Below are 22,372 nucleotides of genomic sequence, written 5' to 3'. Positions count from 1 at the left end.
TGTGCTGCTGTTGTTTACTATTAAATAAAAAGAAGAAGTCAAATTACTATGTTTAAATCAACCGTAAAGTGTATAGCCGCTGCCCTACTTTTTAGTAGCTCAGCTTACGCAACGACCATTAATTTTTATAACTGGTCAGAATATATCCCGCCAGGCTTATTAGCTCGTTTCACTGAAGAAACAGGTATTAAAGTCGTTTATTCAACGTATGAATCTAATGAGTCAATGTACGCTAAATTAAAAACGTATGATAAGAACGGTTATGATCTTGTTGTGCCGTCAACTTACTTCATTAGTAAAATGAAAAAAGAAGGCATGCTTCAAGAAATCAATCATAAGAAGCTAACCAATTTTGGTAACCTAGAACCGTCTTTGTTAAACAAAGAATACGATTTAGGTAATCGTTATAGTATTCCATATATTTGGGGCGCTACAGGTATTGGTGTTAACACTGCAGATATTGAATTGTCATCAGTAACAAGCTGGAAAGACTTGTGGGACCCAAAATGGAAAGGTCAATTACTATTGACTGACGATGCTCGTGAAATTTTCCACATGGCATTAAAAATACAAGGTCACTCGGCTAATACACAAGACAAAGAAGAATTAGCACAAGCATATGAATTATTAAAAAAACTGATGCCTAACGTGCTTGTATTTAACTCTGACACACCAGCTAACCCTTATATCGCAGGCGAAGTAGAGTTTGGTATGATTTGGAACGGCAGCACTTATATGGCGCAACAAGAAGATAGTGATATAACCATGGTATATCCAAAAGAAGGGGCTGTATTTTGGATGGATAGCTTAGCAATTCCTAAGAATGCGAAGAACGTTGATGCCGTACACAAGCTTATCGACTTCTTACTGCGCCCTGAAGTTGCTGCTGAAGTTGCTTTAGAGATTGGTTACCCAACGCCTAATAAGGCAGCTAAAAAATTACTACCTAAAGAATTTACTGAAAACAAGATTGTATTCCCTGATGCAGAAACAATTGAAAACGGTGAGTTCCACTCAGATGTTGGCGAAGCAAATATAATTTACGAACGTTATTACGAAAAGCTAAAAGCGCAAAACCTGTAAGGTTAGCTGCGATTTAGTACTGATACTAGATAATAAAAAGGTGCATAATTTTGCACCTTTTTGTCGCGTTCAATTTTAATTGATCATTTAAAAAAACTGTTTATCTCTCGCCATTAATTCATCAACCAACTCTCTCACTTCATCAGTTGCTTTACCGATTCGGTGCTCTTGAAAATTATCCGAGATATGCGTAGAGTCTAAATTTATTTCGATGGTATGCGCACACGCTTTATGTGCTTCATTAACAAAATCAGCCGCAGGGTAAACCGAGCCTGATGTACCTATAGCAATAAAGAGGTCTGCAGTGCTTAATGTTTTATAAATATCATTCATAAATAAAGGCATTTCATTAAACCAGACAACATGTGGGCGAAGGTTACCAGCTTCTTTGCAACACGGGCATTTTAGTGTCTTATTTAATTGCTTGTAGGGGAATAATTTATGCGTCTTTTCACAACGTGCTTTGATTAACTCGCCATGCATATGAATAACATTCTCCGCCCCCCCACGCTCATGTAAATTATCTATATTTTGCGTGATAATACTAACGTTACCAGAATAGTTTTTTTGTAGCTCAGCTAATGCTATATGTGCGTCATTAGGTTGAATGCTAGGCAAAGATAATTGGTTAAATCGTTGATTATAAAAACTATAAACTAACTCAGGATCTCGACGATAGCCATCTAGAGTGGCAATATCATCTATGTGATGTTTAGCCCATAATCCATCACTTGCACGGAATGTTTCAATACCTGATTCAGCAGAAATACCTGAACCTGTAAGGATCACTATGTTGTTATAGTTGTCGAACATTTAACTTCTCTTTGTAATAAATCTTATATTGACCATAACATTATTGCGTCTTTGCCGCACGATGAAATACCTATTTTAGGTAATTTATTTGTGTTATGTGATACGAATTAATGTTGGATAATTTGGACTCTATTATGTGATAAAAACCGGTGCTAACTATATGGAAGGCATATATAAATAAGGGAGCTATATGATTACAGAGGTTGGCATACTTGAAATAATAAAATCTTATTGTGGCAGTCCTGCCTACCACCACAATAAGTTACACTACATTATTTTTTTTTCGCGACTGCTTTTTTAACACGTTTGTTTGGTACTTTTTTTGACGCTTGCTTAACCGATTGCTTAACCGATTGCTTAACAGTTGCAACAGCTTCTTTTGCAACTGGATTACTTGTTGCTGGCGCAATAACGTCAGCAACAGTTTCAACCGCAGTGGTCACTTGAGCGACAACACTTGAAGTGCTTTCACTTGCTTGTACAACAACTGGATTACTTGTTGCTGGCGCAATAACGTCGGCGACAGTGTCCACTGCAGCGGTGACTTGGGCAGCCACACTCGCCACTTTTCCCGTTACAGCAATTTCTACTTTTTCAACAACGTCTTTAATTGCTTCAACTTCGACGATTACGTCTTTATTCTGCTGTGCTTTAGCTTCTGAAAGTGCCTTTTCGATTTGATCAATTTTATCAATAATATTATCGAATGTATTAACATCAATATGTGTCAAAGTTGTGACGGCCTTATGCACTTTATCTTGTAGCGAATCTGTAGCGCATTGACCTGCTGATGTTAATTTATTTTTTTGAGATGTAAGAGTTTGTGTTGTGTCTGCTTCTAACTTACGGCCTCGCTCAACTAATTCATCGAAGATTGATTGGCTTTTACTTACCGTGTTTGATGCTGATTCATAACCTTTATCATAGGCACCTAAACCTGCTAACCAGATATTACGTGTGATTTGATCTTTTGCAGACCATACTTGTTTTGCTGCAGTAATTACTTTCGACATAAGAAACCCTTTTTGAAGCCGCTAATACAATATAAACTTTATGATTTATATATTATCGAGGGAAATTAGAAGTTACATTCCAAAATTTAAGTTACTTAAGTGGTCTCTCACACTACAAACAACTTTTAATTTAACAAGTCACCAACAAATTTCAATTAAATTAAAAATAACCAACATTTAAGCTAACAAATTAACTTAAATGGAACTAAAATATAGCTCTTTTTGCATCTCCCAGAATATAACTATGCACAGTCAGACATATAAGCTTCAAATAAATTTTATTATTAAACTCGGGCTCGCATTACATCGTTGTGGTGCAACAAGTTATCGAATTGAAAATCATTTAATAAATTTAGCTAAGTTCTGGAATATTGAAGCAAGTTTTCTTGTCACTCCGACAGCGTTTACATTCATATTTTCAAGTAATCCAGACGATCAACATACGCATATTGCACGCGTTAAACCAGCGGGTAACGACCTTGGTAAACTAGCAACAATTGATGAGATTGTCGAAAAAGTTGTAGATTCAGAAGTTACGTTGGACCAGGCTATCGATTTATTGATTGAAGCGAAGCAACAACCTGGTTTTTATGGCGTAAAAACTGAAGCGCTTGGTTGGTGTATGACCGGTGGCGCGTTTGCAATGCTGCTGTCTGATTCAAGTTTAGACATTGTAAGCTCATTTTTCTTTTCTTTTCTTGTCTTTATTTTATATAAACTATCTGCGCACTCGTCACGACTTGCTTCAATTGTAGAGTTCTTCGCACCTTTTATTTCCGCGCTGTTGGCATGTTTTTTCGCCAGTCTCGAGGTTAATATTAATGTTCCATTTGTCATATTATCATCCGTTATTATTTTCATTCCAGGGTTAGCCATTACCGTTGCGCTAAGTGAGATCGTAAACAAAGATTTGGTTTCAGGTACTTCTAAACTGGTTGATGCCATTATGTTGCTTTTTAAACTCTATTTCGGCGCTTTACTTGGTATCACGTTAGGGAACCTCATTTGGACAATTGACCCGCTAATGCTTGATATGAGTTACTCGTTACCCGATTGGAAAAACTACGTCGCCGTAGTTGCGCTTTCAACAGGCCTTGTCGTTGCGTTTAATGTGCATAAATCTGACATGCTTTGGGGGATTTCAGCAGGTCTTATTGCTTATGTTGTTAGTACCTTTGCCGCCCAATACTTAGGCTTCACTTTAGGTACTTTCGTCGGTTCTTTCACCGTCGGTTTATTTAGCAATATATATGCGATAATTAAAAACAGACCCGCATCAATAGTCTTGATCCAAGGTATTGTATTGTTAGTTCCTGGTAGTAGAACTTATATGGAATTAAATACTTATATTTCAGGACATGAAATATTAAATAATATTAATGACAGTGGTTTTGTTTTCATGATCTTTATTGCGATTCTTGCGGGTATGATTTTAGCAAACGCAGTATTACCAGCCAAAAAGAGTTTGTAACTTTATCAAACGAAAAACAACTGTATAAACATCCAGACACTCATGCTATTATTATGGCATGAGTATTTTTTTATAGTTAAATCATGGCCAAAACTCCCAAAACAAAAATAAGTTTCCTCTGTTCAGAATGTGGCGCTAACTTCCCTCGCTGGCAAGGCCAGTGTAATGCCTGTAAAGCATGGAATACATTAGCTGAATTCAAAGAAGCGACATTACCGAGTCAACAACGTGCAATAGCATCTCAAGGTGGTTATGCCGGTACACTCGGCAATACCGTTAAAAAGATGTCTGAAGTATCACACGTCGCATTAAATAAAATTGATACAGAAATAGGTGAATTAGACCGTGTACTAGGTAACGGTCTAACCGTCGGCTCTATTGTGCTGATTTCTGGCGATCCAGGTGCCGGAAAAACGACGATATTGACACAGCTCTCTGCAAATATTAGCAAGCAGATGGTTTCGATGTACTGTACTGCGGAAGAAAGCTTAGAACAGTTCAAAAGTCGCGCCATAGAACGTTTGAAAATTGATTTTGTAGAAGAAAACTTGTTACTGATGTCTGAATACATTGTCTCTAACATTATGGAGCGGGCTTTAGAGGCTAAGGTTAAATTTTTAATTATAGACTCTATCCAAGCTTTAGAAAGTGAACATTGTAACGGTAGTGCCGGTTCTGTTAGCCAAGTTAAAGGCTGTGCTCAAGAACTGAGCCGATTTGCCAAGCAGCATGGTATTACACTTATCATTATTGGCCACGTAACCAAAGGCAGTGACTTAGCGGGTCCAAAAACCCTCGAACATATTGTTGATACCCTGCTCCATATTGAGGTTAACGACAGTATTATTCGTACAATACGTGCAAGTAAAAACCGTTTTGGTGATGTAGACCAAGTCGGTATCTTCCAAATGCACAGTAAAGGTATGCTCTCTGTCGATAATCCAAGTAAGTTGTTCCTATCTGGTGCCGACGAGCACGTAGCAGGCTCTGCAATTACTTGTATTCGTGACGGTAATCGTAATTTATTACTTGAAGTACAATGTTTAGTCTCTGAATGTGAGGCAGAAAATCAACAACGCGTGAGTATTGGTCTTAGTTTTAATCGATTAAAAATGATTACCGCAGTGCTACGTAAACATGGACGAATTAAGCTGTTCCATGATGTTTATGTCAACTTAGTTGGTGGTTTAAAGCTACCTGAAACAGATACAAGCGCTGACTTAGCCATTGCTGCATCATTAATTAGCTCTCTGAACGATAAAGATATGTCTCGTAAACACTGTTTTATGGGCGAAATCTCGTTAAGTGGTGAAGTTAGACCCATTAATGGCGGTGTTCCGCGCGTTAACGAAGCAATTAAACACGGTTTTGATGTGATCTATATACCGAAAGCAAATTACCACAAATCAATGGAAAATAATGGTGCGAAGATAATACAAATCGAGAAGATTGGTGATCTTTTAGAAGCTCTTAATTAATTACCCTGTTCAACTTTGTATAATTTAACGTTATAGCATTACTTAAGTTGTAGCGTTAAATTAAAGTCTGCGCTTATTTAGAATATAGAAACACTCCTGCATGATGGTCTAAGTCATTACCGGAGTTATTTAAAACGATAATGTTTTCTCTGACTTTGAGAGATTCAGAGGCTAAAAAGCCCCTGAATCATTATTTGTTTTTACACCCACAACTCGTTTCAGCAACTAAAAGATTGTATCTCTCAACAATGCGACCTTTCGTCATCATGTTTGCTAGTATTTGTGTTTTATCCATGCCTTTTATTTTGCATGTATGAAATAAATCTTGAGGAAATTGCTTACCTATAAGATTTAATAGTTCAGCCTCTTTCATACCCTGTGACTGCGCAGCTAATAGCGCTACGATTTCTCTACCATGAATAGATTCGCTCATCTTATCCTCAATAATTACAGTTTAAACGTTATGATATGGTCTTCTAAGTCACCTGCTTGTGATTCAGCAACGGCTTTACCACGAATTGAATAACCTAATTTATGCATCTCAGATTGACTACCTGTAATTAGCGGGTGCCATTCAGGAATATCACTCCCTTCAAGTAAACGCTTGTAAGCACAAGTTTCAGGTAACCAATGGAATGCATCTATATCATCTAATGTCACCTTAAAACAATCTGAAACATACTTAAAACGTTTCTCGTACTTCTTACAGCGACATGATTTGGTATTTAATAATTCACAAGCAACATTGGTGAAATGTATTTCATCCGTTTCATCTTCGATAATCTTATGCAAACAACATTTTCCGCAACCATCACAAAGTGACTCCCACTCTGTATCAGACATTTTAGCTAGTGTTTTAGTCTGCCAAAATTTTTCTACCATTTCATTAATCTCTAAATAATCTCGCAGCCGAACTTATAACGGTTTGCTAGCGTTAATGCAAGTTTATCTCCGCTATTTAGCACGCCGACGCCTGCAGGTGTACCTGTGAGCACAATATCACCGGGTAGCAGTGTAAAACAGTCCGTAATTTCAGAGAGCAATGACTCTATTGAACGCATCATTTTAGCAGTACTGCCCTGCTGCCGAGTTATATTATTAATGATTAAACTAAATTCTAGCTGATTCAGATCATGAAATTCATTAATTGGAATAAATCTTGATATCGGGCATGAATAATCAAAGGCTTTAGCCCGTTCCCACGGCTGTCCTTTGTTTTTGAGCTTTGATTGTAAGTCCCTTAATGTTAAATCAAGGCCAAGCCCTACTCCCCATATCATTTCTGTGATATTTATATCATCACCACGTTGAATTGGTGAATTTATCAATAAAGCGACTTCAAGTTCATTATGACATTCACCAAGTCCTGCTGGTAATAGTAATGGCTCATCAAGACTAACAAGTGCTGTAGCGGGTTTCATGAACAATAATGCTTGATCGGGAACTTCGTTATCAAGTTCACGAATGTGGTCGAGGTAGTTTCGACCGATACAAACAACCTTACCTGTGGGTAAGTCTAACGTATTATCACTGATGCTCTGATGCTGATAAAGGGAGTAGCTCATTTTCAATCCTTGAATTTTATTGCATCAGACAAGTGTGCAACAGAAGTAGCAAAATAATCAGAACGATTCCAACGCATAATGCTTTTGTAGTTGTTATAGACTAAATAAATACGACCATCTTCACCGTCAGGCATAATAAGAGATGCATCTAAATCCACTTTAGGCAGGTTATTCCCTTCATAAGTTCGTATGCCCAGTGACTGCCATTCATTTAATTTCTTTGTTAACTTAAGGCCAGAAACTTGAGCATCATAATTATCAGGCAACAGAACTTGTCTACCCCAAGTATAAGTGTCATCCCACTTTGCTTGTTTTAGGTAGTTTGCAGCAGAAGCCAAAGCATCGGCTGTATTGTTCCAAATATCCTTTTTGCCGTCTTTGTTATAATCAACCGCATACGCATTAAATGAAGATGGCATGAATTGAACCTGCCCCATAGCACCGGCCCAGGACCCTTTCATATCAGCGGGCGTAATGTGTCCTTCATCAATAATCTTTAATGCAGCGAAGAATTCTTTTTTGAAAAATGTTTCACGTCTGCCATCATAGGCCAGTGTCGCAAGTGCAGACAATGTTGAGAAGTTTCCGGTGTAATTACCAAAGTTTGTTTCAACTCCCCAGAGCGCGACAATAAATCTTGGTTGAACACCAAAATCTTTTCCTATTCTTTCTAATAATTCTTTGTTTTCTTCGTATAACTTACGCGCCTTCGCTATTTTCCATTCAGGAACAGCTCTAGGTATATACGCATCCAGTGTTATTTTTTTGCGTTCTGGTTGCGCTTTGTCATGTACGATTGTTTTTTTTCTATAGTTAATAGTACTAAATGCATCATTAATCGTTTGTTCACTGAGGCCTAATAATTCGGATTCAGTGCGTAAGGTCGATAAATATTCATCAAATGTCGGTTTGGCATACACAGATGTTGAACTTAAAGCTAATAACACTAGTCCTGCTAATTTCATTTTATTTCCTTATGTACCCTTTAATGACGTGCTATTTGTTTTCATCACGCCATTTTTTATATTCATCTAAATGATTTACAGGCGGTGGTGGCATCTGTAAATAAAAGCCCGTTGTTGTTAAGTTATCTAATACTTTCTTTGTATCAGCAAATGGCAACTTTCGTGTTTCAGTCAAATTCATCGTGACAACTAACTTAGGTTGACCAAACATACCTAATAAAGTTTCAGGAACTTGGCTAAAATCGTCACGGCGGGAAATAAATAAATACATCTCTTCTTTTTTATTAGTTTTATAAATTGAACACAGCATTGTTTTTCTCTTTAGTTATGAACTTGCCTATTTTGCAAGTAAAATATAACATGGCATAATGAATTATCTAAGTGCTATAACAACAAATGCAAAAACAGGCATGAAAACTAAGCAACCAGGGAAAAATGATGGCAGATCAGTCAATAAAATTTAAAGGGACTAGCTTTACACTTTCAGTAATTCATATCGAGAATGATGCTGCAATGGCTAATCTTCATTCCTTTATTGCCGACAAAGTATGCCAAGCACCTGCATTCTTTAAATCTGCACCGGTTGTTGTTAACGTGGCGAACTTAGCCGACGATATCGACTTTCAAGCTATCGAACATGTCATCACCAATAATGGGATGAATCTTGTCGGTATTGAGGGTTGCAAAACGGCGGAACAAAAACTAAGTGTTCGGGAGGCTGGTCTTTCCGTTATATCGAATACAGCTAAAAAGAATACAAGCACATTTGTATCAACGTCAAAAATAAAACCAGAAATTCAGACAGTTATTGTTGAAAAATCTGTAACTAAGACCATAGTTCATAAAGGGCAGATACGATCTGGGCAACAAATTTATGCTCAAGATGCTTCTTTAACCGTTTTGGGCAATATTAGTGCAGGTGCTGAAGTTATTGCAGATGGTTCAATTCATATATATGGTGCATTACGTGGCCGTGCAATAGCTGGTGCTAAAGGTGACGGTAGCGCACAAATTTTTTGTAACAAATTAGACCCAGAATTATTATCAATTAATGGTACTTATATTTTAAGTGATGCCGTGCAGTCAGAATTTTTAAATGCTCGAGCGCAAATCAATTGTATTAATAACAAATTAGAAATTACAAAGTTCGATTAAATTCAAGGAATTAAAATGGCTGAGATTATTGTCGTAACATCCGGTAAAGGTGGTGTAGGTAAGACGACTACAAGCGCCGCTATTGCAACTGGATTAGCAATGCGAGGGAAAAGAACTGTTGTTATCGATTTCGATATCGGTTTACGTAATTTAGACTTAATCATGGGCTGTGAACGCCGTGTGGTTTATGACTTTGTTAATGTAATCAACGGTGAAGCAAACCTGTCGCAAGCTTTAATTAAAGATAAACGCGTAGCGAACCTGAATATTCTACCCGCTTCGCAAACACGTGATAAAGATGCACTCACAAAAGAAGGCGTTGGTAAAGTATTAGACCAACTTGCTGAAAATCATGATTACATTATTTGCGATTCACCTGCAGGAATCGAAGCAGGCGCTATGATGGCATTATACTTTGCAGATGTCGCGGTTATTACCACAAACCCTGAAGTCTCGTCAGTGCGCGATTCAGACCGTATTATCGGTATGCTACAAAGCCGCTCTCGTCGTGCCGAACAAGGTCTAGAACCGATTAAAGAACATTTGCTTATTACTCGTTACGTACCAGAACGCGTTGCACGTGGTGATATGTTAAGTGTTGAAAACATCACTGAAATTTTAGCCGTACCGCTTGCAGGTGTCATCCCTGAATCGGCAGCCGTATTGAAAGCATCCAACTGTGGCCAACCTGTGATCCTTGACACAGAAAGTGATGCAGGACAAGCATATGCAGATACTGTTTCTAGAATTTTAGGTGAAGAGCGCGAATTTCGTTTTCTTGACGTAGAAAAGAAAGGCTTTTTAAGCAGAATTTTTGGAGGTTAAATGTCGTTACTTGATTATTTTCGCACATCAAAACCGGATGTGTCATCTGCTAATTTAGCGAAAGACCGCTTACAAATAATTGTTGCACATGAACGTAACATACGTGACAGCACGCCAGATTATTTACCACAGTTAAAGCTGGATATACTTGAAGTCATCAAAAAGTATGTAGCTGTAACATCAGATCAGGTTAATGTTCAACTTGACCAAAGAGACAACAATCTTTCAGTTTTAGAACTGAACGTGACTCTATCTGAAGACCAGTAAGCATTTAAGCAAGTGTACAACATTCATGTACACTTGCTATTACTTATTACTTATTACTTATTACTTATTAGCCATTAAACCTTCAAACAAGTTATTACCGATCAGTTCTGCACGCCAATCACTTAACAACACAGGCTTACTACCGCTAGCACGCTCCTCCTCTGTCAATTTCCAGACCCAGTTTAATAATTCATTAATAATTTTCTTTGAGCCAATTAATTCTGCTGGAATATTCGTTTTATCGGCAACGATAGCAATCTTATTACGTATTCCTTGTACTATTTTTTTATAGCCCGGATAATCAGAAATTCGCGTTAACTGTTTAGGCAACTCTTCATCTGAAAGGCTTTGAGCTTGTTTAACAAGATCGATGATCTGTTTACCGTGACGCTTAATCTCGATAGGAAGTAGACCTAACTTATTTAGATCTCGTAATGATTTAGGCTGCTGTTTCGCGATTTCCAGAAGGTGGGCTTCTTTAACCACAAAATTGACAGCCATATCACGGTTAACCGCATTGCTCTCACGCCACTCGCCCAGCGCTTGTAAGATTGCAAGCTCACGAGGTGATAAAAAAGATGCATTTTTGAATTGTTTATAGACTGTTTTAGGATTCTTATTGATCATTTTTCTGCGACGTAAATTATCTAACTCTTGCAAATAAAAATCATAATAGCCTAGTTCATCAAGTTTGGATTTTAATTCATGCCAGCATGGCAGCAAATGATACACATCAGCAGCGGCATAACTTAGCTGCTTAGGTGTTAATGGACGTGCTAACCAGTTAGAACGAGACTCACCTTTATCTAACGTGATATTTTGAAATTCAGAAACTAATCCTCCAAAACCGAGAGAAGAACCTAGTCCACAAAATGCAGCTGCAATTTGGGTATCATGGAAAAAATCGGGAAATTTATTTGCAACCGTCATGAATACATCAAGATCTTCAGAACAAGCGTGAAGAACAACAGGTTGACGATCGAGGAGTTGCCATAATGCGCTAAGGTCATCAATAGCGAGTGGATCGACTAAATACGTTTCAGTACCATTATATAACTGAAACAATCCTAAGATTGGGTAATAAGTACGCTGTCTGATAAATTCAGTGTCGATAGCTAAAATTTCAACTTCCGCACATTGAGCTATCATCTTCTGCAATGTTATTTGATCTTCAACTAAAATATATTCCACTTATAACCTCAAAAAAAAGCCACTTTCTTACAATTTAGAAAGTGGCTTAATTTTAGCGAAATATATTACCAATGATAAGTGTTTTATTACTTTAAATTAGATCTAGTACTAATCGCGTAATTCACGGCGTAAAATTTTACCTACGTTACTCTTAGGTAATTCATCACGGAATTCAATAATACGAGGAATTTTATACGCAGTAAGGTGCTCACGACAATGCGCAACAATCTCTTCTTTCGAAATTTCACCTTTCTTCACAACGAAGATTTTAACTGTTTCGCCTGATGACTCATGAGGAACACCAATAGCAGCGGCTTCAAGAATGTTGTCATTTAACGTTAGTACGTCTTCAATTTCGTTAGGGAATACGTTAAAGCCTGACACAAGGATCATATCTTTTTTACGGTCAACTATGTAGAAGAAACCATCTTCATCCATACGTGCGATATCACCTGTGTTTAACCAGCCATCGGCAGTAATCACTTCGGCTGTCTCTTGTGGACGCTGCCAATAACCCTGCATGACTTGAGGACCACGAACTTGCATCTCACCAACTGCGCCAGGTTTTGTTAAAACGCCACCGTCTTCATCAATGATACGAACATCCGTCGATGATACAGGTAAACCGATTGAGCCATTGTATTCATGCAGATCGTAAGGATTTACAGTTACAAGTGGTGAACATTCAGTTAAACCATAACCTTCAAGTAAGTGATTACCAGTTATCTTCTTCCATTTGTCCGCAACAGAACGTTGAACAGCCATACCGCCACCGACTGAAAGCTTCAATGCAGAAAAATCAATCTTTGCGAATGTTTCATCATTAACAAGCGCATTAAATAAGGTATTTACACCAGTAATTGCAGTCGGTTTATGGTCGTCAATTTCTTTAATTAACGCAGGAAGATCGCGAGGGTTTGTAATAAGAATATTCTTACCACCACTCAAGAAGAACAACAAACCATTCACTGTTAAGGCAAATACATGATATAGCGGTAATGCTGTAATAACGGTTTCAGTTCCACGGTCAATAATACTACCGTATGCACCTTCTGCCTGTAATACATTTGCAAGCATATTTTTGTGCGTTAATACTGCACCTTTAGATACACCTGTAGTACCACCTGTATACTGAAGAAAGGCAATATCATCAAAGCCAGTTTCAACTTTGGTAAACTTCATTGAACGACCTTTATTCAACACACGATTGAATGGGATCGCATTTGGTAAGTTGAACTTAGGAACCATTTTCTTCACGTACTTAACAACTAAGTTTGTGATAGTACCTTTAACAGGTGAGAACAGATCTCCCAACTGCGTCAAAATTACATGTTCAACTGGTGAGTCTTTAATCACTTTTTCCAAAACGCTTGCAAAGTTTGAGATAATAACAATTGCTTTGGCACCAGAATCGTTTAACTGATGTTTTAATTCACGCGGTGTATATAAAGGATTTACATTAACAATCACCAAACCCGCACGCAATACACCAAATAAGGCAATTGGGTATTGAAGTAAGTTTGGCATCATTAACGCGACACGGTCGCCTTTATTTAATTTAAGCTCGTTTTGAAGGTAAGCTGCAAAAGCACGAGATTTTTCTTCGATTTCACCATAAGTTAATGAACAACCCATATTTACATATGCAGGGTTGTTACCAAATTTTTGAACTGTTTGATCGAATATATCGTTCAAAGAACGAAATGAACCAAAGTCAATTTCTGCGGGGACATTTTCCGGGTATCTATTTAACCAAACCTTTTCCACCTTACCACTCCTTTTTATTTAACTTATTAATTTAACAAAACGACTAAGTATTATTAATCCATTTATAATATTTAGCCGCTATTGATGAAATTATTTATTGTGAACAGATCTTAATTGATTAACACTCAATTAACAAATGAAATATCTATATTAGACGCTTATTTAAATCTTCATTATTTAGAATTAGATAATATAAACTCTATTTTTATCGATTAAATAAACTATTATTTTAATTTATCAACAAATTTAACGATAGCACTTGCAGTTTCGACAGCATTATCCATATGAACATGATGCCCACCGGTAAGTGTCAAAATATCAAAATTTTCTTTATTAAATATGTCTAATTTCAATTTCTCAACAATTAAAGGATAACCTTTATCACCAACAATAATCAGGCACCTTGTTGATATAGATGATAAAACATCAATAACCTGAGGCTCTGTCAACCTAACCAAAGATCGCAGTTTTAGCTTAGGATCAGATCGCCATGTTATTTTTTCTGTATTAATAATTAAATTTCTTCTACATATCAATACAGCATTTTGCTCCGTCAAATCAGAAACAAAACAACGTGCTTTAACGACTTTTTCCAATGTGAAAGCATTAGCACCACAAGTAACACTTTGGTGGTAATTATAACGACTTTCTATCCCTTTGCGCAATAGGTTTACTGTTTGTTCAGCTTCTGCTGAAATTGCGCCCAACCCTTCGATTAGTATCAAACGATTAACAAGTTCTGGAAATGTCGCTGCAAAAATGGAACTTATCATTGCGCCCATTGAGTGCCCAACTATACTGACGATGCCCCAATGCTGTGTTTTAATTATTTGATAAAGATCCTCTACCCATTCAATGAAATTGTAATGACCTCTCTTATGATCAGAATGACCATGACCGGGTAAATCTATCGCAATCAATTGATAGGGTAATGAGCCATCATCTAAATTACGCTTTAGTTCTTCAACAAGAGGAATAAAGCTTGCAGCATTGTCTAACCACCCATGAACAGCCAGTAAAATAGGTTTGGACTTATCACCATAGCGTAAACCAGCAATAGTTTTACCATTGACCTCTATACTAAAGCTATTCATTAGAATTTACTCTCTACCCGGTAGTTTTTTCCAGGTTACTGTATCGCGAACGTAAACAGGCATAGCATCTTCAACTGAAACCGCATTCCCTTGTTCGAATTCAGCCGCTGCAATAATGAGCATATCTTGTGAACTTGGGAACTGTATACCTTCACATGCTGTTAGTTGAGCAACGCTTAAATCAGCAAGTTGTTCAGCATAGGTAGACCAACCCGTTCCAAGCGTATGGAATGCAGTTTCTGATTTATTAAAATCAGCCAATAGCTGATCTGGCGTAACTACAATTTCTTTATCAACTAGTGTCATTACGCCCGCTCCATTGAGCTTGTAATGAGCAAAATATATTTCGCCCATACGTGCATCAATTGCCGGTAATACGTCAGTTACATTGTGTAAACGATGAGCACCTTGCGCCATCGCTGCCAGGGTTGAAATTGGTAGCATTGGTAAATCAGCACCAAATGCTAAACCTTGCGCAATCCCCGTCCCAATACGAACACCGGTAAAGCTGCCTGGTCCACGACCAAATGCGAGTGCATCTAAATCTTTTAATTTAACCCCTGCTTCAGTCAATAAGCTATCGACCATAGGCAATATACGCTTAGTGTGCTCGCGTGGGCTTTCTAGCTCTCTCACTAATACCTGGCCGTTAATGCTCAATGCGGCAGAACAATTTTCTGTTGATGTATCTAGTGCTAAAATATTACTCATAAAATTCACTTTCTAATTGTTAGTTTTCTTAATAAAAGATAAAACGCTATTTATATCTCTGGTTCGTGGCATATCGGGTAAGCTATTGATAAACGTTGCGCCATATCCACGAGAGACGATACGTGTATCACAAATAATAACACATCCAGTGTCTTTGACATCACGGATTAAACGCCCTACTCCTTGCTTTAAATTAATAACAGCCTTTGGTATTTGCAATGCAGAGAAAGGATCTTCACCTTTACGCTGGCAATCTTCAATACGCGCTTGTAAAAGAGGATCATCTGGTGACGCAAAAGGCAATTTATCAATAATAACACAGCTTAATGTTTGCCCACGTACATCGATACCTTCCCAGAACGAGTATGTCCCAATCAGTAACGCATTACCGTGCTCAATAAATTGGTCGAGTAAGACTTGTTTATTATCTTGTCCTTGGACAAAGATCGGCATAGTCAGCTGTTGTTGTAATAAACTCGCTACTTGCCTAATCATGTAATGACTTGTGCATAAGAAAAAACAGCGACCTTTATTGGCTATAATAATAGGTGCTAATTTTTCAACCAGTATACGGGCTATATTTGGATCATTTGGCTCAGGTATATTACGCGGTACGCACAACATTGCCTGGTTGTGATAATCAAATGGGCTTGCTAGAATTAACTCTTTCGCATCTGCGAGTCCCATTTGTTGGCGATAATGTGAGAAACCATTATCGACAGCTAATGTCGCAGAAGTAAAAATCCAGGTTGATTTGCTTTTTTCTTGTTCAGCGCTAAAACGTTCTGCAATATTAAGTGGCGTTATATTTAAAGTAAAGTTTCGCTTAGTGCATTCATACCAATAGCTCTCGCCAGTATTATTAACCGCCATTATTTGTTGAAATGTTGCTTTAATTTCCACCACGCGATCAAAGCATTGATCGACAAGTTCCGTTCGACCAAGATTAAGCTTGATCACTTCATATATGAAGTCGAGTTGATCTTGAAAGCGTATAATCGTTTTCATTACCGCTTGTTGACTGAATAAATGCCGCCAATTTCCACGTCCAGATTCCATCGAAAAACTCAATCTTAAATCTTGCGTAGCATTCGCTAAACCATTCGCAGCTTTAGTTACTTGTATTGAGTCCTTAAGATCTGTTCGCCCTAAATACTGCACATCTTTACAAAGTGCTTGTATCTGTTTACTGGTGATTCTTTTACCAAAATACTCTGAAGCAATATCTGGTACTTGGTGAGCTTCATCAAAAACAATCACATCAGCGTCTGGTAAGAGTCGACCAAACCCTGAGTCTTTAACATTCAAATCAGCAAAGTATAAATGATGATTAACAACCACTACATCCGCTTCAAGCGCCTTACGGCGCGCTTTGACTAAAAAACAATCGTCATAGTCAGGACAATCTCGCCCTAAGCAATTATCATTAGTAGAGGTAACTAAGGGTAAAATTTCTGCGTCGTCTTTAAGACCCGGCACTGAACTCATATCACCGCTAATAGTGATATTGGACCAACCCTTTACTTTAACATAATCACTTAATATAGTTTGATTTTGATATTGAGTTTCTCGCCCTAAACGAGCTAAACGGTCTGTACACAAATAGTTATTACGTCCTTTTAGTAGTGCCGTTTTAGCTTTGCTGTTTAATGCATCAATAATAAAGGGTAAATCGCGATTGAATAATTGCTCTTGAAGATTTTTACTACCCGTACTTATAATTGTTGTTTTATCATTAATCAATGCTGGTATTAGATAGGCAAACGTTTTACCAGTCCCCGTTTCAGCTTCAACGATTAAACTTCCCTTGTTTGTGATCACTGAATTAATGGCTTTTGCCATATCTATTTGTGGTTGACGAGCGGTATAGCCATCGATGACCTTGGCTAAAGCGCCACCCGATAAAAAATATTGCTCTATCACAAACAAGTTTCCATATAGTTTTATAAGACAGCATTTAATATCATCACTCGTCGTAATAATCAAATTGATGTTTTATAAAATCGAGTTTATGGTTATTTTTCGACCCTATTTTAGAAAGTCACCTCCTTATACTTTGTTCTTTTTAACAAAATTAATCAGTAATAGTGGCATCACTCTCCACATCTGGTAAAATCGCCGTCAAATCGACAGCAACACCTCGAATCTAGCTAAATTAGTCCAAAGTAACTTGGAAGAGCCTTCAGGGAAAATGAAAGAAACTCTTCCAAGTTACTTAGGTGTAAGTTTTATTTAAACGATTAAACTCAATAAGGATAGTTAACAATGAGTCTTGCTGATAAAGTATTAGCTGTAAACAATGATTTACCGATCCGTACAGATAAACCTGTTCACAGCGGTAAAGTGCGTTCTGTTTACTGGTTAACTGAAGCTGACAGTCGTCGCTTGATCGAAGAAAAAGGTTACGATGTAGCGGCGGATGCACCACTTGCAATTATGGTTATTAGTGACCGTATCTCTGCCTTTGAATGCATTTGGCACGGTGAAGGCGGCATGCGCGGTGTACCTGGGAAAGGTGCGGCGTTAAACGCAATTTCAAACCATTGGTTTAAGTCTTTCCGTGAAAACGGTTTAGCTGATAGCCATATTCTTGATATCCCTCACCCATTCATTTGGATCGTTCAAAAAGCCAGACCAGTAATGATTGAAGCTATTTGCCGCCAATACATCACAGGTTCTATGTGGCGCGCTTATAGTCAAGGCGAGCGTAATTTCTGTGGTATTGAACTACCTGAAGGTTTAACTAAAGACCAAAAATTACCAGAGCTACTCATTACACCGTCAACTAAAGGTATTTTAGAAGGCATTCCAGGTGTTCCAGCTGTCGATGATGTTAATATCACTCGCAAAAACATTTCAGATAACTACGAAGCATTTAACTTCAAATCGCCTGATGATATTACTTACTACGAAAAGTTACTAAAAGAAGGCTTTAACGTAATCAGTGATGCATTAGCGGATGTTGACCAAATGTTTGTTGATACTAAATTCGAATTTGGCTATGTAACAGACAGTAAAGGTCAAGACAAGCTTATCTATATGGATGAAGTTGGTACACCGGATTCATCACGTATTTGGGATGCAGCCGCTTTCCGTGAAGGTGATGTGGTTGAAAACTCAAAAGAAGGTTTCCGTCAGTTATTACTTAACCACTTCCCTGAGCCAGATATTTTACTCAATAAAAACAGAATGGATGAACGTTTAGCGCTTGCTGAACATAATGTATTACCGACATCTGTATTAATGTCTGTTTCTGAAACTTATTTGAATATCGCAGAGAAGATCACTGGCGAAAAGATTATTTTATCTGATAATCCGAAAGCTGAAATCATTGAAATATTACGTAACGATTATAATCTTATCGACTAATACCTGCGGGTATCAAATCGCAGATTGATTAAAACGTTAAAATGAAAAAGGAGAGCTAATTAGCTCTCCTTTTTTAATACCGATTTTCTAAAACTTATTTAAACTCACTAAATAAGTAATTAAGCTTCTTTTACAAGCATAGAAAGCGCCATTGCTTCCGCTACTTTAATGCCATCTATGCCCGCAGATAAAATGCCACCAGCATAACCAGCACCTTCACCAGCAGGATATAAGCCTTTCGTGCTAACACTTTGGAAATCACGACCACGTTTAATACTTACAGGCGATGATGTACGAGTTTCAACACCCGTTAGTGTTGCGTCTTTCGAAGAGAAACCTTTAATTTTCTTTTCAAAAGCAGGAATGGCTTCACGAATAGCTGCAACAGCAAACGGAGGAAGAGTTTTGCTTAAGTCTGTGAATTTAAGACCTGGCTTGTATGAAGGAACCACATCACCAAACTCACCTTCGCCACGACCAGTAAGGAAATCACCTACAGTTTGTCCTGGAGCGTCGTAGTTGCTACCACCAATAACAAACGCATTTCTTTCCCACTTACGCTGTAAGTCTATACCTGCCAATGGGTTACCTGGGTAATCTTCTGGTGTGATACCAACAACGATAGCGCTGTTCGCATTCATTTCATTTCGTGAATATTGGCTCATACCATTGGTAACAACGTGACCCTCTTCTGACGTTGCAGCAACAACAGTGCCGCCTGGACACATGCAGAAGCTATAAACTGAACGGCCATTCTTACAATGATGAACAAGTTTATAATCGGCTGAACCTAGTAGTGGGTTACCCGCATTTTTACCGAATCGAGCTTTATCTATTGCTGATTGTTTATGTTCAATACGGAAACCTATTGAGAAAGGTTTAGCTTCTAGATAAACACCACGTTTTTGTAGCATTTCGAATGTATCACGCGCACTGTGGCCAATAGCCAGAGAAACATGGTTTGTTTCAATAATTTCGCCACCAGCAAGTTCAACACCTGTAACTTGATCATTTTCAATTAAAATATCATCAACACGAGCACTAAAACGAATTTCACCGCCTAGCGCAATGATATCTTTTCGCATACGCTCAATCATAGTAACCAGTTTAAATGTGCCAATGTGTGGCTTACTTAAATACATGATCTCTTCAGGTGCGCCTGCTTTAACAAATTCAGTTAAGATCTTACGAGCATGAAATTTAGGATCTTTAACTTGGCTATACAGTTTACCGTCAGAGAATGTCCCCGCACCGCCTTCACCAAATTGAACATTCGATTCAGGGTTTAATTCACGCTTACGCCAAAATCCGAATGTATCCTTCGTTCTTTCACGAACTTCTTTACCACGTTCAAGTACAATTGGTTTTAATCCCATTTGAGCAAGAATTAGCGCAGTAAATAAACCACATGGGCCAAAGCCAATGACAACAGGACGCTGCTCTAGCTCTTCTGTTTTTTCAGCAACAAATTTGTATTCCATATCAGGGGTAATACGAACATGTTGATCTTTTTCAAACTTAGCCAGAAGCGTTTGCTCATCTACGCTATCAGCCAACGTAATATCTAATGTGTACATTAAGATAATCACATCACGTTTACGTGCATCATAACCACGACGAAAAACAGTATATTCAATCAATTGTTCAGGTTGAAGTGACAATCTCTGTAAAATATATTCATTAATAGCTTGATCATCATGATCTAGCGGAAGTTTTACATCGGTTAAACGTAACATAGAAAATTATCCAAATATCAAAGTGCATCGCGCTGTTAGAGCACTAGCCAGAAAACTAAAATCTTAGGGCGGGTATTTTACGTTATTATTAATAAATATGCATTTTATTATTTGAAATTAGGTTGTTTTTCAAGCCTCTTTTACTGCCTTTATAGGATGTTAATTGCTTTTAAGTCGTGCTTACGTATAATGCCAGCACTTTGAAAATTGAGGAACAAGCATCATGGCTTTTGTCGTAACCGAAAACTGTATTAAATGTAAACATGGTGATTGTGTCCCTGTATGCCCTGCTGATGCCTTTCATGAAGGACCAAACTTTTTAGTCATAAATCCGATAGCCTGTATTGATTGTGGACTTTGCGTACCAGAATGTCCTGTCGATGCAATTTTCCAAGAAGATGAAGTGCCTGAAGATCAAGAGATATTTATCGAATTAAATGAAGAGCTCTCTGAACTATGGCCTGTAATCACGGATAAATGCGAGCCACCAGCAGATGCTGACGTATGGGATGGCGTCGAAAATAAGCTGTCCTTACTCGAGCGCTAATAATTGCTATACCCTATCATGTAACCCAAATCCATCTATTCTAACCTTATGAAAATAGTGTACCCAGTAAATTAGGTATATAAGGACGAAAAATTCAGCTAACTGATGTTGAATCACATTTTTCAATCTTAGTCATATAATCAATAGGTTAGGAGTTATTCTTCGTGATATATTCAGCACGTTAGATATTCTCACTAAAATTAAGGATGATTAAATGGCTGATATTTACAAAAGTGATTCAGGTTACTCAGAAATGGTAGGGGTCTTTGAAACTGCACATTCTACTAGTTACAGTGGCAAATGGGGCAAAGTGTACAAAGGTTCAACCGAAGTTGGACAATGCGAAAGTCAATCAACAACAGGTTACAATGCTAGATGGGGCAAAGTATACAAAGATTCAAACGAAGTTGGAAAATGGGAAAATGAATCAACAACAGGTTACAGTGCTAAATGGCACAAAATTTATGATGTTTTTGGTCAAGAAGTAGGTCGATACGAATGTGCGAGCTCTACTAGCTATAGTGTTAAGTGGGGCAAGGTGTATAAAGGTAATAATCCACATTCTTTACAAGAAGTCGGTGTGATTAAAAACGCTAAAGATGATGATGAAGCTTTACAAACAGCAGCTGCGGCCTTGTTATTAGGTCTTTTAGATTGATACTATAGTCCTTCTCCTCTTCATAATTTTATGGAGAGGATCTCAGCGGCCTGTTAAGTCAGCTTTAAACACTTTTTCAAATAAAATCTCTTATGTCCATTTTTATAACCATCAAGCTTACCAAAAATTTCATATCCTAACTTTTCATAAAACTCTTTAGCCTGAAAATCGAAGGTATCAAGTTGAGCGTATTTACAACCACGGTGAATAGCCTCTTCTTCGGCCTTTAAAAGTAACTCTCGGGCAATACCTTTACCCCTGTGTTCGGAAGACACCCACAAATAATCAATATCAAGCCTTTCCCAATATGTCTTTGCAGCTAACCCCGCAATTAATACTCCCTGACTATCTCGTTCAAATACAGCTAACTCACTGAAATCATTTGGCATGAACTCTAGATTATAATGCCTTACATTCGAACTAATAATGCGTATATCTTCTTCTGTTGGATTGTCTGTGATTTCCAATGGTTTCCCCTAGAGCTTAACAGGTTTCTATCGCGCCTCTCGATAAAAATATTCCTAACTTATAACGAGACTACACAGCATAACAGCAGGATTCAATTATTTATTTTTAATCGGAGGGGAACCGATATGCTTATATGTGAGTAAGTAACTTTGCTAACACACTTTGGGCAACTCGGATTAGCATTATTAGACTAAGC

General features: G+C 37.7%; 23 protein-coding genes. 9 read left to right on the top strand and 14 right to left on the bottom strand.

Features of this window, described 5'->3' with window-relative positions:
- Positions 1-48: 48 nt before the first annotated feature.
- Positions 49-1,083 (top strand): extracellular solute-binding protein, encoded by a 1,035-nt coding sequence (locus tag HWV02_RS11350; RefSeq protein ID WP_211679786.1) that lies wholly within the window; start codon positions 49-51, stop codon positions 1,081-1,083.
- An 87-nt stretch (positions 1,084-1,170) separates the two neighbouring features.
- Here HWV02_RS11350 and cobB read toward each other — a convergent pair whose 3' ends face one another.
- The gene (cobB, locus tag HWV02_RS11345) at positions 1,171-1,896 is read right to left on the bottom strand and encodes a Sir2 family NAD+-dependent deacetylase (RefSeq protein WP_211690510.1); all 726 of its coding nucleotides are present in this window, start codon (positions 1,894-1,896) and stop codon (positions 1,171-1,173) included.
- A gap of 272 nt (positions 1,897-2,168) precedes the next feature.
- The gene (locus tag HWV02_RS11340) at positions 2,169-2,909 is read right to left on the bottom strand and encodes a phasin family protein (protein WP_211690509.1); all 741 of its coding nucleotides are present in this window, start codon (positions 2,907-2,909) and stop codon (positions 2,169-2,171) included.
- A gap of 244 nt (positions 2,910-3,153) precedes the next feature.
- On the opposite strand from HWV02_RS11340, the gene HWV02_RS11335 reads away from it, so the two are divergent.
- Together HWV02_RS11335 and radA are read left to right on the top strand one after the other, a co-directional pair.
- A complete protein-coding gene (locus HWV02_RS11335) occupies positions 3,154-4,380 on the top strand; it encodes a threonine/serine exporter ThrE family protein (RefSeq protein ID WP_211679769.1) in 1,227 nt (408 codons plus the stop codon).
- A gap of 83 nt (positions 4,381-4,463) precedes the next feature.
- A complete protein-coding gene (gene radA / locus HWV02_RS11330) occupies positions 4,464-5,858 on the top strand; it encodes a DNA repair protein RadA (RefSeq protein ID WP_211679767.1) in 1,395 nt (464 codons plus the stop codon).
- Between the two features lie 190 nt (positions 5,859-6,048).
- Here radA and HWV02_RS11325 read toward each other — a convergent pair whose 3' ends face one another.
- From HWV02_RS11325 to HWV02_RS11305, 5 genes are read right to left on the bottom strand one after another with little or no spacing between them, the layout of a single operon-like run.
- Positions 6,049-6,291 carry a DUF2492 family protein gene (locus HWV02_RS11325; protein ID WP_211690508.1) on the bottom strand — a complete coding sequence of 81 codons (243 nt, stop codon included), beginning with the start codon at positions 6,289-6,291 and terminating at the stop codon, positions 6,049-6,051.
- A gap of 14 nt (positions 6,292-6,305) precedes the next feature.
- Entirely contained in the window at positions 6,306-6,740 is a 435-nt protein-coding gene (locus HWV02_RS11320; RefSeq protein WP_211675486.1) for a YcgN family cysteine cluster protein, read from the bottom strand.
- Between the two features lie 11 nt (positions 6,741-6,751).
- Positions 6,752-7,423 (bottom strand): fumarylacetoacetate hydrolase family protein, encoded by a 672-nt coding sequence (locus HWV02_RS11315; RefSeq protein ID WP_211690507.1) that lies wholly within the window; start codon positions 7,421-7,423, stop codon positions 6,752-6,754.
- A gap of 2 nt (positions 7,424-7,425) precedes the next feature.
- Positions 7,426-8,388 carry a lytic transglycosylase domain-containing protein gene (locus HWV02_RS11310; protein ID WP_211679761.1) on the bottom strand — a complete coding sequence of 321 codons (963 nt, stop codon included), beginning with the start codon at positions 8,386-8,388 and terminating at the stop codon, positions 7,426-7,428.
- A gap of 31 nt (positions 8,389-8,419) precedes the next feature.
- Positions 8,420-8,698, bottom strand: coding sequence for a YcgL domain-containing protein (locus HWV02_RS11305; RefSeq protein WP_211675480.1), 279 nt, complete (start codon positions 8,696-8,698; stop codon positions 8,420-8,422).
- Positions 8,699-8,823: 125 nt separating this feature from the next.
- On the opposite strand from HWV02_RS11305, the gene minC reads away from it, so the two are divergent.
- Genes minC through minE form a run of 3 tightly spaced genes read left to right on the top strand, consistent with a single transcriptional unit; the run spans position 8,824 to position 10,635 of the window.
- Positions 8,824-9,543, top strand: coding sequence for a septum site-determining protein MinC (gene minC, locus HWV02_RS11300; protein ID WP_255550661.1), 720 nt, complete (start codon positions 8,824-8,826; stop codon positions 9,541-9,543).
- Between the two features lie 15 nt (positions 9,544-9,558).
- Positions 9,559-10,368 carry a septum site-determining protein MinD gene (minD, locus tag HWV02_RS11295; protein WP_211675478.1) on the top strand — a complete coding sequence of 270 codons (810 nt, stop codon included), beginning with the start codon at positions 9,559-9,561 and terminating at the stop codon, positions 10,366-10,368.
- On the top strand, positions 10,369-10,635 hold the full coding sequence (gene minE, locus HWV02_RS11290; protein WP_211679757.1) for a cell division topological specificity factor MinE: 267 nt from the start codon (positions 10,369-10,371) through the stop codon (positions 10,633-10,635).
- A 60-nt stretch (positions 10,636-10,695) separates the two neighbouring features.
- On the opposite strand, the gene rnd is transcribed toward minE, so the two are convergent.
- The 5 genes from rnd to HWV02_RS11265 all read right to left on the bottom strand — a co-directional run bounded on the left by rnd (position 10,696) and on the right by HWV02_RS11265 (position 17,321).
- Entirely contained in the window at positions 10,696-11,826 is a 1,131-nt protein-coding gene (gene rnd / locus HWV02_RS11285) for a ribonuclease D (RefSeq protein ID WP_211690506.1), read from the bottom strand.
- A 108-nt stretch (positions 11,827-11,934) separates the two neighbouring features.
- Positions 11,935-13,593, bottom strand: coding sequence for a long-chain-fatty-acid--CoA ligase FadD (gene fadD / locus HWV02_RS11280; protein WP_211690505.1), 1,659 nt, complete (start codon positions 13,591-13,593; stop codon positions 11,935-11,937).
- Positions 13,594-13,817: 224 nt separating this feature from the next.
- Positions 13,818-14,687 carry an alpha/beta fold hydrolase gene (locus HWV02_RS11275; RefSeq protein WP_211690504.1) on the bottom strand — a complete coding sequence of 290 codons (870 nt, stop codon included), beginning with the start codon at positions 14,685-14,687 and terminating at the stop codon, positions 13,818-13,820.
- Between the two features lie 6 nt (positions 14,688-14,693).
- Positions 14,694-15,398 (bottom strand): tRNA (adenosine(37)-N6)-threonylcarbamoyltransferase complex dimerization subunit type 1 TsaB, encoded by a 705-nt coding sequence (gene tsaB, locus HWV02_RS11270; RefSeq protein WP_211675468.1) that lies wholly within the window; start codon positions 15,396-15,398, stop codon positions 14,694-14,696.
- Positions 15,399-15,410: 12 nt separating this feature from the next.
- Complete coding sequence (locus HWV02_RS11265; protein ID WP_211690503.1) at positions 15,411-17,321, bottom strand: ATP-dependent DNA helicase; 1,911 nt, start codon at positions 17,319-17,321, stop codon at positions 15,411-15,413.
- A gap of 342 nt (positions 17,322-17,663) precedes the next feature.
- Between HWV02_RS11265 and HWV02_RS11260 the strand changes: the two genes are divergently transcribed.
- Positions 17,664-18,767 (top strand): phosphoribosylaminoimidazolesuccinocarboxamide synthase, encoded by a 1,104-nt coding sequence (locus HWV02_RS11260; RefSeq protein WP_211679747.1) that lies wholly within the window; start codon positions 17,664-17,666, stop codon positions 18,765-18,767.
- 119 nt (positions 18,768-18,886) lie between these two features.
- Here the strand turns inward: HWV02_RS11260 and HWV02_RS11255 are convergent, their stop codons facing one another.
- Positions 18,887-20,503, bottom strand: a complete 1,617-nt coding sequence (locus HWV02_RS11255; RefSeq protein WP_211679745.1) for an NAD(P)/FAD-dependent oxidoreductase — start codon at positions 20,501-20,503, stop codon at positions 18,887-18,889.
- A 223-nt stretch (positions 20,504-20,726) separates the two neighbouring features.
- Here HWV02_RS11255 and fdxA point away from each other — a divergent pair, with 223 nt between their 5' ends.
- Together fdxA and HWV02_RS11245 are read left to right on the top strand one after the other, a co-directional pair.
- Positions 20,727-21,050: a ferredoxin FdxA gene (fdxA, locus tag HWV02_RS11250; RefSeq protein WP_211675445.1), complete on the top strand. Its 324-nt coding sequence runs from the start codon at positions 20,727-20,729 to the stop codon at positions 21,048-21,050.
- 214 nt (positions 21,051-21,264) lie between these two features.
- A complete protein-coding gene (locus HWV02_RS11245; protein WP_211690502.1) occupies positions 21,265-21,708 on the top strand; it encodes a hypothetical protein in 444 nt (147 codons plus the stop codon).
- Positions 21,709-21,761: 53 nt separating this feature from the next.
- On the opposite strand, the gene HWV02_RS11240 is transcribed toward HWV02_RS11245, so the two are convergent.
- Positions 21,762-22,175, bottom strand: coding sequence for a GNAT family N-acetyltransferase (locus tag HWV02_RS11240; RefSeq protein WP_211690501.1), 414 nt, complete (start codon positions 22,173-22,175; stop codon positions 21,762-21,764).
- Positions 22,176-22,372 lie beyond the last annotated feature (197 nt).

Source organism: Moritella sp. 28 (assembly GCF_018219435.1).
Taxonomy (GTDB): domain Bacteria; phylum Pseudomonadota; class Gammaproteobacteria; order Enterobacterales; family Moritellaceae; genus Moritella.
The sequence above is the reverse complement of the archived record's forward strand: the minus strand, read 5'-3'. Positions and strand labels throughout refer to the sequence as shown.